This window comes from Lysinibacillus sp. GJ-1 (genome assembly GCF_021166035.1).
GTDB classification, from domain to species: domain Bacteria; phylum Bacillota; class Bacilli; order Bacillales_A; family Planococcaceae; genus Lysinibacillus; species Lysinibacillus sphaericus.
Map to the genome: position 1 here is coordinate 3328796 of NZ_CP088912.1, position 15672 is coordinate 3344467.

The 15672-nt window shown below is 37.1% G+C and carries 13 protein-coding genes and 1 pseudogene; 7 read left to right on the forward strand and 7 right to left on the reverse strand.

The genetic code is table 11. From position 1 onward, the window contains the following. Positions 1-15: 15 nt before the first annotated feature. From LO754_RS16525 to LO754_RS16550, 6 genes and pseudogenes are all read right to left on the reverse strand, one after another. Positions 16-189 (reverse strand): YjfB family protein, encoded by a 174-nt coding sequence (locus tag LO754_RS16525; protein WP_080653334.1) that lies wholly within the window; start codon positions 187-189, stop codon positions 16-18. Between the two features lie 198 nt (positions 190-387). Further along, on the reverse strand, positions 388-969 hold the full coding sequence (gene yihA / locus LO754_RS16530; protein ID WP_231784823.1) for a ribosome biogenesis GTP-binding protein YihA/YsxC: 582 nt from the start codon (positions 967-969) through the stop codon (positions 388-390). Between the two features lie 4 nt (positions 970-973). Further along, positions 974-3297: pseudogene (gene lon, locus LO754_RS16535) on the reverse strand (endopeptidase La). Between the two features lie 232 nt (positions 3298-3529). Then, positions 3530-4801, reverse strand: coding sequence for an ATP-dependent protease ATP-binding subunit ClpX (gene clpX, locus LO754_RS16540; protein WP_231784824.1), 1272 nt, complete (start codon positions 4799-4801; stop codon positions 3530-3532). A gap of 597 nt (positions 4802-5398) precedes the next feature. Beyond that, positions 5399-6688 (reverse strand): trigger factor, encoded by a 1290-nt coding sequence (gene tig, locus LO754_RS16545; RefSeq protein WP_024363211.1) that lies wholly within the window; start codon positions 6686-6688, stop codon positions 5399-5401. Between the two features lie 273 nt (positions 6689-6961). Then, positions 6962-7951, reverse strand: a complete 990-nt coding sequence (locus LO754_RS16550; protein ID WP_231784825.1) for a DUF3196 family protein — start codon at positions 7949-7951, stop codon at positions 6962-6964. A 180-nt stretch (positions 7952-8131) separates the two neighbouring features. Here LO754_RS16550 and LO754_RS16555 point away from each other — a divergent pair, with 180 nt between their 5' ends. From LO754_RS16555 to qoxD, 6 genes are all read left to right on the forward strand, one after another. Further along, on the forward strand, positions 8132-8599 hold the full coding sequence (locus tag LO754_RS16555) for a hypothetical protein (RefSeq protein ID WP_025220189.1): 468 nt from the start codon (positions 8132-8134) through the stop codon (positions 8597-8599). Positions 8600-9015: 416 nt separating this feature from the next. Next, positions 9016-9858 (forward strand): DUF2785 domain-containing protein, encoded by an 843-nt coding sequence (locus LO754_RS16560; protein ID WP_231784826.1) that lies wholly within the window; start codon positions 9016-9018, stop codon positions 9856-9858. 762 nt (positions 9859-10620) lie between these two features. After that, positions 10621-11559 (forward strand): cytochrome aa3 quinol oxidase subunit II, encoded by a 939-nt coding sequence (gene qoxA / locus LO754_RS16565; protein ID WP_024363215.1) that lies wholly within the window; start codon positions 10621-10623, stop codon positions 11557-11559. Positions 11560-11586: 27 nt separating this feature from the next. Beyond that, on the forward strand, positions 11587-13530 hold the full coding sequence (gene qoxB / locus LO754_RS16570; protein ID WP_231784827.1) for a cytochrome aa3 quinol oxidase subunit I: 1944 nt from the start codon (positions 11587-11589) through the stop codon (positions 13528-13530). A gap of 1 nt (position 13531) precedes the next feature. Further along, positions 13532-14131, forward strand: a complete 600-nt coding sequence (gene qoxC / locus LO754_RS16575) for a cytochrome aa3 quinol oxidase subunit III (protein WP_024363217.1) — start codon at positions 13532-13534, stop codon at positions 14129-14131. Continuing rightward, positions 14131-14412, forward strand: a complete 282-nt coding sequence (gene qoxD, locus LO754_RS16580; protein WP_024363218.1) for a cytochrome aa3 quinol oxidase subunit IV — start codon at positions 14131-14133, stop codon at positions 14410-14412. Before qoxC ends, qoxD begins: the two co-directional genes overlap by 1 nt. Positions 14413-14556: 144 nt before the next feature. On the opposite strand, the gene LO754_RS16585 is transcribed toward qoxD, so the two are convergent. Next, positions 14557-14979 carry a universal stress protein gene (locus LO754_RS16585; RefSeq protein ID WP_108029866.1) on the reverse strand — a complete coding sequence of 141 codons (423 nt, stop codon included), beginning with the start codon at positions 14977-14979 and terminating at the stop codon, positions 14557-14559. Positions 14980-15222: 243 nt separating this feature from the next. On the opposite strand from LO754_RS16585, the gene LO754_RS16590 reads away from it, so the two are divergent. Then, positions 15223-15636 carry an NUDIX hydrolase gene (locus tag LO754_RS16590; protein WP_108029867.1) on the forward strand — a complete coding sequence of 138 codons (414 nt, stop codon included), beginning with the start codon at positions 15223-15225 and terminating at the stop codon, positions 15634-15636. Positions 15637-15672: the final 36 nt, after the last annotated feature.

A 15672-nucleotide genomic window follows, 5' to 3' on the forward strand; every position in this document is an offset into this window, starting at 1 on the left:
GCTACCCTGCCAACATCATACTTGGATATCAATTGTATGTCCGGCTGTTGGATGTGGAGCATCTAACATTTCAACTAACTGTTCAGTGTTTTGCTGTTGCATCTCCATCGCTTGCTTTGTAACAGCTAAAGAGACATTTTGCATAAGATTTGATTGATTCATTGCGATAGATAAAGCTGCAATATCCATTCTAGTCCACCTCCTATTTCATTTATCGGCTAATTTTAGCGTTCATCAAGCAATTTTCTTATATTTGTCCATAACTTTCATGCTAGTAATTAAAAGTGTCAAAGCGCTTTTCATGAAAAATAATAACGACGAAATGCTTGCACATAAAAACAAAAAAACATCTACTGTGCTACATAAGACGCAATAGATGTTTTTAGTTTACATTTTATTTTCAATTGTTTGCCAAGCTTCTTCAAAACCGATGCCTTTTTCTGAAGAGAACACAATGAGCGGATCATTTTTATCCATATCTAATGTTTCCTTGACAACTTTTTTATGCTTATCCCACTTACCTTTTGGAATTTTATCTGCCTTCGTTGCAATAACGATACAAGGAATACTGTAATGTTTTAAAAAATCATACATCATACGATCATCAGCAGTTGGAGGATGACGTAAGTCTACAATTTGAACGACCGCTTTTAATTCTTCACGGCCCGTAATGTAACGTTCAATCATTTTCCCCCAAGCTTCACGCTCGGTTTTTGAAACTTTGGCATAACCATATCCCGGAACATCGACGAAAAACAGTTGTTCTTCGATTTTGTAAAAATTTAGCGTTTGTGTCTTCCCAGGTTTAGAAGAAATACGCGCTAACGCTTTACGTCCAATCATTCTGTTAATGAAAGATGATTTCCCAACATTTGAGCGACCTGCTAATGCAAATTCTGGCAGTCCATCTTCTGGGTATTGGTCCGGTCTTACTGCACTTATGACCATTTCGACATTATGGACTTTCATTTCTTTAAAAACCTCCGTCTAGTGCAATTGCTAATACTTCATCAGCAGATGACACTAGTTTAAATGTTAAATTTTCGCGTACACTTTCAGGAATATCTTCAATATCACGTTCATTATCTTTTGGACAAATGATTGTTGTTAAGCCTGCTCGGTGTGCACTTAATGTTTTTTCTTTCAAACCGCCAATTGGTAGGACGCGACCACGTAATGTAATTTCACCTGTCATGCCTACTTCACGACGAATCGGGCGATGTAAAATCGCAGAAACTATTGCTGTTGCCATCGTAATACCTGCTGAAGGGCCATCCTTTGGTACTGCGCCTTCTGGTACATGGATGTGGATATCATGTGTCTCGAAATATTCCGAATCCACATGAAGTTCTTCTATTTTTGTACGTACATAGGACAATGCAGTTTGTGCCGATTCCTTCATAACATCTCCGAGTTTCCCCGTTAGCTGTATTTTTCCTTTACCAGGAGTTAAAGAAACCTCGATTTGCAACGTATCACCACCAACGGTTGTATACGCTAGCCCAGTTGCCACACCAATCTGATTTTCCTCTTCTGCTTGTCCATAGCGGAAACGGTGTTTTCCAAGGTATTCGATAACCGATTTTGAACTTACAGTAACACGTTTCTTTTCCCCAGACACAATAACTTTAGCGATTTTACGGCATAGCGTTGCGATTTGACGCTCTAAGCCACGAACCCCCGCCTCACGCGTATAATAGCGGATGATATCCAGCACCGCTTCATCTTTGATAACAACTTGTGTTTTCTTCAAGCCGTGTTCTTTTAATTGCTTTGGTATCAAATGATTTTTTGTAATTTGAGCCTTTTCAATTTCTGTATAGCCAGCAATTGAGATAACTTCCATACGGTCCAACAAAGGCCCAGGGATTGTACTTAAATCATTGGCTGTCGCAATGAATAAAACGTTAGATAAATCGTATGGTTCTTCAATGTAATGGTCGCTAAATGTGTTGTTTTGCGCAGGGTCCAACACTTCTAGCATTGCCGCTGCAGGGTCTCCTCGGAAATCATTAGACATTTTATCGATTTCATCAAGTAAAAATACCGGATTAATCGTACCTGCTTTTTCATCCCTTGAATAATACGACCTGGCATAGCACCAACATACGTACGACGATGTCCGCGAATTTCAGATTCATCGCGCACGCCACCTAAAGAAATACGAATAAATTTGCGATCTAAACTTTCTGCAATTGAACGTGCCAATGAAGTTTTACCTACACCTGGAGAGCCAGCTAAACAAAGAATTGGACCACGTAATGAATTTTTTAACTGACGCACAGCTAAATATTCTAGCACACGTTCCTTTACTTTATCTAACCCATCATGATCGCGGTTTAAAATTTCCTCAGCATGCGTAATATTCATTCGATCCTCGGTTGCCTTTGTCCAAGGTAAGGATACTAACCAGTCAATGTAATTGCGAATAACACCACTTTCCGCGCTAGCACTCGGCAATTTTTCATATCGATCAAGCTCTTTTAATGCAGCTTCTTTTGTCGAAACAGGCATGCCTGTTTCATCGATTTGTTTACGCAATTCCGCAACTTCACCAGTTTTTCCTTCTCGATCCCCTAGCTCTGTTTGAATAGCTTTCATTTGTTCGCGTAAGTAATATTCTTTTTGCGTACGCTCCATCGATTGCTTTACTTTCGTATTAATCTTCTTTTCAAGGTCCAGCACCTCTTGTTCATCATGCAAGCGAATAATTAAATGATCTAAACGTTTTTTAACATTTAACATTTCTAAAACTTCTTGTTTATCCGCAATTTTGATTGGTAAATGCGAGGCTATAATATCAGCAAGGCGGCTTGGTTCTTCAATATCAGCCACTGTATTAATCGTTTCTGTCGTGATTTTGTTGGAGGATTTAGCGTATCTTTCAAAATACGTTAGCAATGTACGCATTAAGGCCTGCGTTTCCACATCTTTCTCAACTTTATCCTCTTTTACATCAATATCAACAACTGTAAATTTCTCTAATGCTTGATAATTAGACCAAGTTGCACGCGCAACACCTTCAACTAAAATACGTAGTGTGCCGTTTGGCAATTTAAGCATTTGCTTTACATACGCCATCGTACCGACTTGATATAAATCCTGTTCTTCTGGCTGTTCATCGTGCATTTCTTTTTGTGTCACCAATAAAATCAATTGGTCCTCTAACATTGCTTGTTCAAGCGCCGCTACAGAACGATTTCTACCCACATCAATATGTAACACCATCGACGGGTATACTAAAAGTCCACGTAAAGGCAATAATGGTACATTTGTTGTTTTTTGAATTGTTACCATGCGGGTATTCACCTCCGTCAAAAATTTTCTTGTTCACAATCCCGCGCTTCTAGTATGTGTTTAAAAAACCGATTCACACTATCTATTCAAACGAGCCAAAAATTTCATCTATTTACAGTCGCCGGCTTTATGTATGAATAAAAAGCTGACTCTCGATATGTGCGAACATTGCACAATCGAAGTCAGCTAAGTTACTCTTTTTCTCATAACAATAGACAGCTTTGTCTGTTTATTATGCTGAAGTTTTTGTGTCGCTACCTTCATCGAGTTCAGTGCCATCTTCAAGAAGCAATTTCGGTTTCTCTTTATCCGTAATTGTTTTTGCCGTAATGATACATTTTTTCACGTCATCACGTGAAGGTAATTCGTACATTACTTCAAGCATTGTTGACTCAATAATTGAACGAAGACCACGTGCACCTGTTTTACGCTCAATTGCTTCCTTTGCAATTTCAGAAAGGGCACCTTCATCAAACTCAAGCTCAACACCATCTAGTTCAAGCATTTTTTGATATTGCTTCGCTAGCGCATTTTTTGGTTCCGTCAAAATTTGTACAAGTGCAGCCTCATTCAATTGTTCTAGGCTTGCAAGTACTGGCAAACGACCGATGAATTCTGGAATTAGACCAAATTTCAACAAATCTTCAGGAATTAATTTCGACATTAATGAACCTTCGTCCACTTCAACTTTATTAGGATCTGAACCGAAACCAATCACTTTTTCACCTTGACGACGTTTAATGATGGATTCAATACCATCAAATGCTCCGCCTACGATAAATAAAATATTTGTTGTATCAATTTGTAAAAACTCTTGGTGTGGATGTTTACGTCCGCCCTGAGGAGGCACACTTGCAACAGTACCTTCTAAAATTTTTAGCAATGCCTGTTGGACACCTTCTCCAGAAACATCACGTGTAATCGATGGATTTTCTGATTTACGTGCAACTTTATCGATTTCATCAATATAGATGATCCCTTTTTCCGCACGTTCGATATCATAATCTGCTGATTGGATTAATTTTAATAAGATATTTTCAACGTCTTCACCCACATAACCAGCTTCTGTCAAAGAAGTAGCGTCTGCAATTGCGAATGGAACGTTTAATATACGTGCTAATGTTTGAGCTAATAATGTTTTACCGCTACCAGTTGAGCCGATTAACACAATGTTCGATTTTGCTAATTCTACATCATCAATTTTACTGTTTGTATTGATGCGTTTGTAGTGATTGTAAACCGCAACCGCTAAGGCTTTTTTAGCACGCTCTTGTCCAATAACATACTCATTTAAAATCGATAAGATTTCTTTCGGTTTCGGAATATCTTGGAAATCGATTTCTTCCTCAACACCTAGTTCTTCTACAACGATTTCTGAACAAAGTTCGATACATTCATCACAAATATAAACACCAGGACCTGCAACTAATTTACGTACTTGTTCCTGTGGCTTCCCACAGAATGAGCATTTTAAATTGCCTTTTTCATCATTAAATTTGAACAATATGTTTCACCCCTATTCAAGCTACAATCTTACAAGATTATTGAATCATTATCAAATAAATTGATTGCAACATTTACGTCATGGCGCAAATGCATCTAAATTTTGAATTATTTTCAAGTCTATTCAAACGATCGACCAGTTAGCTAAGTAATTGCAGCATTTGCGCAAAAACATTAATGGCTCTCTACTTGCTGTTCTGCAAATAATTCGTGTTGATGCGAGCTTTCAGACGAACCCATGACAACTGTCTGATTTTTCAGCTTCATTTTCGAGGTTTTAGCTCCCTCAGTCGTAAAACCTAAGTGCGTTCTTCTTCCATTTTAACGGAGACACTATACTACTGCTACTTGTCGGCTTTACTACAATGAAGTTAAAGTTTAGCATCGTGTAAAAAATTAAACAACAATACTATGTATAAGATATTAACTAAAGTTGCCTCCAAAAGCATAACAGTTAGTAAAAATTGGATTTTTTCATTCCTCGACCTTGAGAGGTTGTCTTTAGTCTAAACTAAAAAGCTATGTGTGATAAAACAAGGCACGGTTTAACGCCGTACCTTGTTTTCTTAATTTTTCTATCTAGTTACGTTAAAAAATCTTATTCAGTAATTTTAGCGTTTTCTACTAAAAATTCAACTGTTTTTTGGATTTTGATATCATTTTCAAGAACAGCAGTACCGCCTAGTGCACCAGTAATTTGTTCTTTCGTCATATTGAATTGAGCTGCCATTTTTTCTAATTCAGCTTCGATGTCAGCTTCAGTAGCTTCAATTTTTTCAGCGTCAGCGATTGCTTCAAGTGTTAATGAAACACGTACACGGCTTTCAGCTTCTTCTTTCATTTGACCACGTAAATCTTCTTCTGATTGACCAGAGAATTGGTAGTATAGCTCTAGGTTCATACCTTGCGTTTGTAAACGTTGACCGAACTCTTGTAACATGCGATCTGTTTCAGAGTTAACCATTCCAGCTGGTACTTCAAACTCTGCATTGTCAGCAGCTTTTTCTACTAATTCATCACGAAGTGTAGCGTCTGATTCAGCTTGTTTTTGTGATGCTGTTTGTTCTTTAATTTTTGCACGTAATGCTTCTACGCCTTCAACTTCTGGATCTAATTCTTTTGCAAACTCATCGTTTAGCTCTGGAAGTACTTTTGTTTTTACTTCTTTTACAGTCACTTTGAAAGTAGCTTCTTTACCAGCTAATTCAGCAGCGTGGTATTCTTCTGGGAAAGTTACAACAACGTCTTTTGCTTCGCCAGCTTTCACACCTACTAATTGCTCTTCAAATCCAGGAATAAATGAGCCTGAACCGATTTCTAATGGGTAATCTTCGCCTTTTCCGCCTTCAAACGCTTCCTCACCTACAAAACCTTCAAAGTCAATTACCGCTGTGTCGCCTTCTACGATTGCTTCATCTTCTTTGATTTCAAGTTCAGCTTTACGAGCTAATTGCTCTTGGATTTGCGCTTCAACTTCTTCGTCTGTTACTTCAACTGGAAGTTTCGTAACTTCTAAGCCTTTGTAGTCGCCAAGTTTTGGTTCTGGTTTCACTGTTACTTGTGCAGTGAATGAGAAATCTTGACCATGTACGAAGTTTTCTGTACCAGAAATTTCTGGGTAATCAACTGGCATAATACCAGCTTCGTCGATTGCTTTTGCATAAGAATCTGGAACGATGATTTCTAAAGCATCTTGGTATAAAGATTCAATTCCAAAACGTTGTTCAAACATTTTACGAGGCATTTTACCTTTACGGAAACCTGGTACGTTAATTTGTTTTACAACTTTTTTGAATGCTTGGTCCATCGCTGCGTCTACTTCTGCAGCTGGTACTTCAATTGTTAGAGTACCGATATTACCTTCTTGTTTTTCCCATTTTGCTGACATGTATAAATACCTCCAAAATAATCTAATTTCAATCACGCTTGACGTAATTGCGTCCGGATTTGTTTGAAAAATCCGCAACATATGCCAGCGACTTAACATTTAGCTCAAGTTTTCATACCCTACTAGAAAGTTAAAGCCATTGACATTAAATCCGCCTACTCATGTGAAGTAGAGGATTGGGTTGATCAATTTTAAATGTTAGACAATTTATTCGTAACTACGATTTTGACAACCATTTTAGTATATCATAGATGCGTATAGTTTCAACTTATTTCATACTTCATGGAGTTCTGTTAGTTTTTCTAACATTTGTAAAAAGTCAATGATTTCATAGTCCATTTCCTGAACCTTACCAAGCATCGATTGTACAAATTCTATATAGCTATATGCAATATCATCGGCTTCAAAAGGAAACCATTCAAATGGATAAGTAACAATAGCATGCTTAGCCATTAAATATTGTACCATTTCCAACGTTGATGGGTCTTGTTCTAATTTAGATTCGATAATTTTTTTTATGTCATTATATTGTTTTAATTGATTTGGCAGTGCCAGATGTATTGGATTGACCGTTTTTGTTTGTTTAAATTTTGAAACGATGATATCAATCGAAACTTCTTGCTCAACAAGTAATATTAACGCAAGACTTTGCACAAATGGGTGGATATCAGCACATTCGATAATAGCCTTTAAGGGTTTTTTTAATTGTCGTACATTCGTATCCATTAAACGATGCAGTCGCAACGATTGTTCATTTGGTGTTAGTGCACTAAACTTCTCCAAGTCATATTCTTGTTCTTCAATAAGTTCTTGTACAGCCTCTCTTTGTTGAAGCTTTTTAGCCACTTCACTATTTATACTTTTTAAGCGTTCGAATTTTTCTAGTTGTGCTTCAGGAAGTACTTTTTCTTCTATCAAAGTAGTTATTATGGACTCCACTTGATGGTATTCCTTCAACTGCATACATATTGTAATGTATAGTTCCATTACTTCCACATACATTGAGGTGCCTAGAGCTAGCAGTTGTTCACACACTTCTTTTGCCTTCACATAACCCTTCAGCTCATATAAAGCATAGGCATAGGCACATAAGGCTTTTTCATCTCCACTTTCATATAAAAACGCCTTTTCAAAGCATGCGACCGCATCTTCATATTGGTATTTTTCCGCAAACATATGACCCTCTCGAATTAATGTTTGGATGGCACCAGGAAAAACAACAATATTGTCATGTTTAATAACATGACGCTTATGCTTTGTCATCTTCTCACCTCTTTAGATTTACTAATTGTTTATTTTTAACAAAAACTATTGAATTTCTATTCATATTTTGTAATAAATTGAATTATAATTAATAATACCCATATTTTTTCATTCATAACAGACATCGCTATATTCATTGTCAGCAAGACCAATACAAGTTGTTCATAAGGAGTGTAATACATGCCATTAATGGATACAATCATGGAATTTGATAGTCGCATCTCCCCCGTTTTTGAGGAATTATCTATTAAAGTTATATCAATTACGACAGCACACGGTCCGCTACAAGATTATTCAATTGACTTTGAATTTTTTACACAGACAAAATTAAATACATTTACAAAAGAAGCAACGACACATATTACAAGTATGCATGGGAATATTCCTGGCTCCATCTCTATTGGCCATCAACATCAAGCGTCACTTTTTATTATTCCCCAAAGCGTTCATATTGAATGCAACTATAAACTTTTGCAAATTGACACTAATGATATGAAACGTATTTTACAGCATCCTCATCCCACTCTCTATTATAGTGAGTGGCTTTTAGATGCCATCAAAAATGCTAGTATCCTTATGGAATTAAAAACAAATCAAAATACAATGATTGAATGGCCACTCGGCATCAAATCGGCTGTTATTTTATAGGAAGCAAAACTAATTCCGTTTATGTATATCGAGTATAAAGTGATAATAGGGTTGTTTGACTTCTTCCTACAATAGCGTTTCCCCTCTCCCATAAAGTGAAACATACGAAGAACCTTAAACTACGCTCTCACATAGGGAGAAACTTGCAATGAAAATAACATCATAAACGTTAGGACGAGCTAAACTCCTGTCTTATACATTAAAACTACATTTAACCGAGCCTTGGGCATACTACAAGTATGTCTTTTTGTCGTGCATCAACGATGGTTGTCCAGCCTTTGCGCTATTATCATATCAGCTTTCTATAGATTGCGGTATTCCTATTGTGAAAGTAACCATTAAATAATTCGCTACAGACAAATTTCTTGAGTAAAAATGTATAATGAACGAGAGATTTATTTTTGGAGGCATTCATCATGGAGATTAAAGAAGCATTACAAACATTTTCATCTATGACCCTATCAGCACGACAAGCATTTTTTAACAAGGAGGGCGAATGGCTACTAAAGGAAATGTTAGCGCATATCGGTTCAACAGACGCAGAACTACGCGATCACCTTATCTATAGAATATTTGTCGACTTATTGAGTGATAATTTACTAAGCGCTCAGCAACTACAATATTTATTTGACACGGCAACCGGTGAAGATTTCTTATACGCTAACATTGGAGAACAAATGACGGATAGTGTTTTCACCCGCTCTTTTTCAGCTTTACTAGTAGCGAGCATTTTGGCAAAAGATAGTGAACTCCTTATTTTAGATGACGCAAGCTTACAATCTTTCTTTAAAAAAATAGGGCGTTATTTGTTACTTGAAAATGATACAAGAGGTTATATAGAAGGTAAAGGCTGGGCACACAGTGTTGCACACGGAGCAGATTTAGCGGCAATAACAATTAAACATCCGAAGTTTGATTTGCAACACGCTCCTTCTATTTTACATGCATTCAAACTAGTAACTTGGAAAGATGTTGTTTTTATCAACGACGAGGAAGAACGCTTAGTCAATATAATTGAAGCATTATTAGCAAGGAATTATTCTGAGGAAGCACTATCCGAATGGGTAGAGCAAGTTTTTGATAAATTCGAAATGCATTTAGTAACACAAGGCTATAATCAACGCTTTTTTAGTGGGCGTACTTGTACATTGAACGCAATGAAGACTTTGTATTTCGCGTTAAAAATGAATAACCTAGCACCAAAACTTCAAAACACACTGTATTTGCAAATTGCAAAGTGGTTGAAGCTCGGTTCCTAAATGAAGGACAGAACATCCAACGCATTTGGATGTTCTTTTTTTCGAATACTAATATACTAATATTTGTTAATTTTTCAAATCGTTTAATTATGTTAACATAATTTCAACAATGTTCCAATATACCCCTTTATAATCATCCCTTACATAGAAAATTTATCCTTTCAGGTACCTAAAACCGACTTTTCTTATACTCCTTTTTTAGATAAAACGCAACTAAAATGTATCAAAAACACAGTCGCATCATGGACTTTATTACAAAACATCGTCTAAAATGTGAAATGATAATTTTCACAAAAAATTTGTTTACTTAGTTAAATACGACAAACGCAGTATTTTCAACGTTTATACAGTGTTAATTTAACAAAACCTTAAAATACCAATAGTAAAATAGCTTTTTTTGTTCAAAAAATGTTCATAATCACCCCCTATTCATTATCAGTTCTATAATTAAATATTTTTTTTTCTGGTGCTGCGGGCGTATAATCCTATATGCAAACAAAGACATGATGCGACCATCTACATTGAAGAATTGTCCATTTTATGGTGCATACATCATCATGTTTGTGAACGCTTGCAAAAGACCAATCATTTACTAGACTTAATGCTTCATATTGAACCATGCCATTGTCATTGTTAATGCAAACGTATTTGATTGGTACATCAGATAAAAGAGGTGACCTCAATACCCACTATTTATAAATGTGAATCAATACTACTACACATGAAATTTATGAATAGCCGTTTTATAGAAAGGAGTCAAACATGAATAAAAAATTTAGCTTAATGTTATTAGCATTTGGCGCTATCGCAATCCTTTCTGGTTGTGAACCATTAACTGTTTTCAATCCAAAAGGACCAAATGCTCAAACATTATCAAACACAATTATTTTATCCATTATTACAATGGCAGTTATTTTACTAGTCGTGTATGTGCTTTTTGCATTTATGCTAACAAAATACCGTGCATCAAAAGCTTCTGCCGATTATGAGCCACCTCATGAAGAAGGTAGTCATGTACTAGAAATTACATGGACAGTTATTCCTATTATTATCGTAGCATTCCTAGCAATTGTTACTGTAAAAACTACTAGTACGGTAGAAACAACACCAGAAGGTTATGACAATAAAGAACCACTAGTTATCTATGCAGCATCTTCAAACTGGAAATGGCACTTCAGCTATCCAGAGCAAGGTATTGAAACTGTGAACTATGTAAACATTCCAACAGATCGTCCTATTGAATTCAAACTGTATTCATTCGGACCAATTACAAGTTTCTGGATTCCACAGTTAGCGGGTCAAAAATATGCGATGAGTGACATGTTAACAACTATTCACCTTGCAGCTGATGAAGTTGGCTCATTCATGGGACGTAACTCAAACTTTAATGGTCGTGGATTTGCGGAAATGGAATTTGAAGCACAATCTATGACACAAGCAGACTTCGATCAATGGGTTAAAGACGTAAAAGCGAACGAAAAACCATTAACTGAAGAAAAATTCAAAGAATTATTAGCAGCTGAACATGTAGGTCGTTCAAGCTACTCTTCTACTCACTTAGATTTCAGCCCTGCACCAATGGCACATGGTGATATGGATATGGGGGGTATGGACCATGGTGACATGGACATGTCTGACGAAGATATGAACCATGAAAATATGGACCATTCCAAAAAAGATGCCGAAACACATTCACACTAATTTCCAAATTTGAAAGGAGCGCATCCTATGAGTATGGAAGAATTATTCCATCCACTGCAAGAACCGATGATTTTAGGCGCAGCTATTAGTATCGTAGTTGGTGCAGTAGTTGTCGTAACAGGCCTTACGTATTTTAAAAAATGGGGCTACTTCTATAAAAACTGGCTATCAACAGTCGATCATAAAAAAATCGGTATTATGTATATCGCCGTTGCACTTTTAATGCTATTCCGCGGTGGTATCGACGCACTTTTAATGCGTGCACAAACAGCAGTCCCTGATAACGGACTACTTGATGCACAACACTATAATGAGATTTTCACTACGCACGGTTTAATCATGATTTTATTCATGGCGATGCCATTTGTTATCGGTTTAATGAACATCGTTATTCCATTACAAATCGGTGCACGTGACGTTGCGTTCCCACGTCTAAACGCTGTCAGCTTCTGGGCATTCGCAGCAGGTTGTGGTTTACTGAACCTATCATTCATTATTGGTGGTTCACCAGATTCAGGTTGGACAGCTTACTTCCCATTAGCGGGTACAGAATTTAGTCCAACTGTTGGGAACAACTATTATTCTTTAGCACTACAATTATCAGGTATTGGTACGTTATTGACTGGTGTTAACTTCATCACGACTATCTTTAAAATGCGTGCTCCTGGTATGACTTTAATGAAAATGCCAATGTTTACTTGGTCAATTTTAATTACAAACGTTATTATCGTATTTGCATTCCCAGTATTAACTGTAGCACTTGCATTAATGATGTTAGACCGTCAATTCGGTACAAAATTCTTTGCGATGACAGATGGCGGTATGGACATGCTTTGGGCCAACCTATTCTGGGTTTGGGGACATCCTGAAGTTTACATCGTTATTCTTCCTGCCTTCGGTATTTTCTCTGAAGTCATTGCAACATTTGCTCGTAAAAACTTATACGGTTACAAATCAATGGTAATGAGTATGGTTGTTATTTCATTACTATCATTCTTAGTATGGGCCCACCACTTCTATACAATGGGTCACGGCGTTATGGTAAACAGTGTATTCTCTATTACAACAATGGCGATTGCTGTTCCAACCGGGGTTAAGATGTTCAACTGGTTGCTCACAATGAGGCACGGTAAGATTCAATTTACTACCCCAATGCTTTATGCACTTGGCTTTATTCCGATTTTCACAATCGGTGGGGTTACAGGTGTAATGCTCGCAATGGCAAGTGCCGACTATCAATATCATAATACGATGTTCTTAGTTGCCCACTTCCACTATGTATTAATCCCAGGTACAGTATTTGGTGTACTTGCAGGTTACCACTTCTGGTGGCCAAAAATGTTCGGTTTCCGTTTAAATGAGAAATTAGGGAAAGCTGGTTTCTGGTTTATCGCTATCAGCTTCAACGTAGCGTTCTTCCCTCTATTCATTTTAGGTTTAGATGGTTACGCTCGTCGTATGTACACTTACTCTGAATCTACTGGTTACGGTCCACTTAACTTGCTATCGTTCATCGGTGCACTTGGACTTGCAGTCGGCTTTGCGTTAATTTGCTATAACATTTACTACAGCTGGAAACATATGCCACGTAACGAAAAAGCAGATGTGTGGGATGGTCGTTCATTAGAATGGGCTACTCATTCTCCAGTTCCTGAATACAACTTTGCAGTAGTACCAACAATTACACGTTTAGATGAGTTCTGGTTTGCGAAAAAAGAAGGTCGCGATATTACTGCAGGTAAAATCGAGAAAATCCACATGCCTAACAACACAGGTACGCCTTTCTGGACAAGTGGTTTCTTATTCCTAGCAGCATTCTTCGCAGTATTTAGTCTTTGGATTCCAGCCATCATCAGCATGCTTGTTGTATTTGGCTTCATGGCTCATCGTTCATTTGAAGATGATCATGGTCGTTACATTTCAGTTGAAGAAATTATGGAAACTGAAAAAAGTTTGAGAGGTGATAAATAATATGAAAATCGATTCTTCACTTCCATTAGAATATAGTACAGAAGAAAACCGCTTAAAGATTTTTGGATTCTGGGTTTTCCTTGGCGCCGAAATCATGTTATTCGCTACACTCTTTGCTGTTTACTTTGTGCTTCACAATCGTACAGGCAGTGGCCCGAATGGTGCTGAGATTTTCGAGTTAACACCAGTATTACTAGAAACATTCCTACTTCTAGCAAGTAGTTTTACAATCGGTCTTGGCGTTCATGCTATGCGCCTTGGCAACAAAAAAGCAATGATGACATTCTTCATCATTACACTTATCTTAGGTCTTGGCTTCTTAGTTATTGAGATTGACGAGTTCGTCACTTATGTTCATGAAGGTGCAACAATTACAACAAGTGCATTTTTATCTTCATTAATGACTTTACTTGGTACGCACGGTGCCCACGTAACATTTGGTCTCTTCTGGGGCGTTGCAATTTTAATCCAAGTAGCAAAACGTGGCTTAAACCCACAAACGGCTAACAAAGCGTTTATCTTCTCACTGTACTGGCACTTCCTAGACGTAGTTTGGATTTTCATCTTCAGCTTCGTCTACTTGAAAGGACTGATTAGCTGATGAAGGAACTATTCCCAAAACAACATGTGATGGGCTTCGGCTTCTCACTATTATTAACAATTATCGCTTTAGCAGTTGTGAAATTTGATATGTCTTACAATATGGCATTTGCAATCCTAGTAGTGACTGCACTTGCGCAAGCAACTGTTCAATTAGTATTATTCATGCACATCGGTGAATCTGAAGATAAGAAAACGTTATATACAACAATTCTATATTCAGTATTCGTAGCTGTTGTGACAATCCTTGGTACATTATTTGCAATGATCTGGGGTTACTAATAAAAATGGCCGAGAAAATGATCCTCATTTTCTCGGCTTTTAAAATACAACAAAAAAGCCAGTCTCGAAAATATCGAAACTGGCTTTAGTTTGTTTAAAAATAGTGAACTTGCTCTAGGCTGTTATACGTTCATTAAATTCGTATTAGCGAACGATTAGCACATCACATGTAGCTAAACGGACAATACGCTCCGCTACTGAACCGATGACCATTTTTTCTAACTGATTTAAGCCTGTTGCACCACATACAATTAAGTCTACAGTAGGCAGTTGCGTAAGAATGCTTTTTGGTGAACCCGTTTCTACAACAGCCAATACCTCTGTTACGCCGGCTGTTTGAGCCTCTAATCTTAACTTTTCGATTTTAGTAAGATGTTCCTCTTTCAATTTCTCTGCATACTTTAAGTCATATGCAGTGATAGCACCAAACGACTTCGTATCAATCACATTCACTAGTTGTAATGTTGCGCCATATTCTTTTGCCAATTTTACCGCACGCTCACACGCTTTCAACGACTGTTCAGAAAAATCTATTGCTACAGCGATTCTTTTATAATTCGTAGCCATCATTAATCCCCCTCATCTTTTCTTACACATTCAGAGTTTTCTCAATCATTATATCATAAAGAAAATGGATTCCCCCTTCTATCTGTAGCATAACTAGTAAAATAAAGATATTGACCGTCTACTACTATATCTCGATTCAGCCAAGACTCGAAATAACCCATTCACAATATGCCCTTTCCAAATATGTTCCAATACGCTATTATGTATGTATTTAACTATACGAAGATAGACAAGGAGAGGCTAATGGAAGAAGTTAAAGTCGTCTATGCATTAATTAAAAATGTCGATTATCATATATTAATGGTTCATAATCATGAAGGGCATTGGTCGCTTCCTGGTGGCAAAGTGGAAACAGATGAAACGCTGATAGAAGCTACAATCCGTGAAGTCCATGAAGAAACAGGTTATCTAGTAGAAGTAGGTAAATTACTCGCGGTAAATGAATCAAAATTAACAAGCAGGAATCATCACGCTTTATTTTTCACTTTTGAAGCGCAAGTTATAAGTGGGGTTGAAGAAATAGCATTGCCCGATGAAATAACCAACATCGAATGGGTACCTATTGAAATTGCTAACAGTAGAATGCCTTATTATAGAGAAGGAATTGACAAACTTTATGAAAATCACGCGCTCTACTACGACCAAGGTACAATATAACAAGCTGGCATTTAACGATACATGACCACTATAAAT

Excerpts from the sequence above, each read along its gene's own strand:
- LO754_RS16525 (WP_080653334.1), bottom strand. The coding sequence starts at position 189 with ATGGATATTGCAGCTTTATCTATCGCAATGAATCAATCAAATCTTATG.
- yihA (WP_231784823.1), bottom strand. The coding sequence starts at position 969 with ATGAAAGTCCATAATGTCGAAATGGTCATAAGTGCAGTAAGACCGGAC.
- tig (WP_024363211.1), bottom strand. The coding sequence starts at position 6,688 with ATGTCAGCAAAATGGGAAAAACAAGAAGGTAATATCGGTACTCTAACA.
- LO754_RS16550 (WP_231784825.1), bottom strand. The coding sequence starts at position 7,951 with ATGACAAAGCATAAGCGTCATGTTATTAAACATGACAATATTGTTGTT.
- LO754_RS16555 (WP_025220189.1), top strand. The coding sequence starts at position 8,132 with ATGCCATTAATGGATACAATCATGGAATTTGATAGTCGCATCTCCCCC.
- LO754_RS16560 (WP_231784826.1), top strand. The coding sequence starts at position 9,016 with ATGGAGATTAAAGAAGCATTACAAACATTTTCATCTATGACCCTATCA.
- qoxA (WP_024363215.1), top strand. The coding sequence starts at position 10,621 with ATGAATAAAAAATTTAGCTTAATGTTATTAGCATTTGGCGCTATCGCA.
- qoxB (WP_231784827.1), top strand. The coding sequence starts at position 11,587 with ATGAGTATGGAAGAATTATTCCATCCACTGCAAGAACCGATGATTTTA.
- qoxC (WP_024363217.1), top strand. The coding sequence starts at position 13,532 with ATGAAAATCGATTCTTCACTTCCATTAGAATATAGTACAGAAGAAAAC.
- qoxD (WP_024363218.1), top strand. The coding sequence starts at position 14,131 with ATGAAGGAACTATTCCCAAAACAACATGTGATGGGCTTCGGCTTCTCA.
- LO754_RS16585 (WP_108029866.1), bottom strand. The coding sequence starts at position 14,979 with ATGGCTACGAATTATAAAAGAATCGCTGTAGCAATAGATTTTTCTGAA.
- LO754_RS16590 (WP_108029867.1), top strand. The coding sequence starts at position 15,223 with ATGGAAGAAGTTAAAGTCGTCTATGCATTAATTAAAAATGTCGATTAT.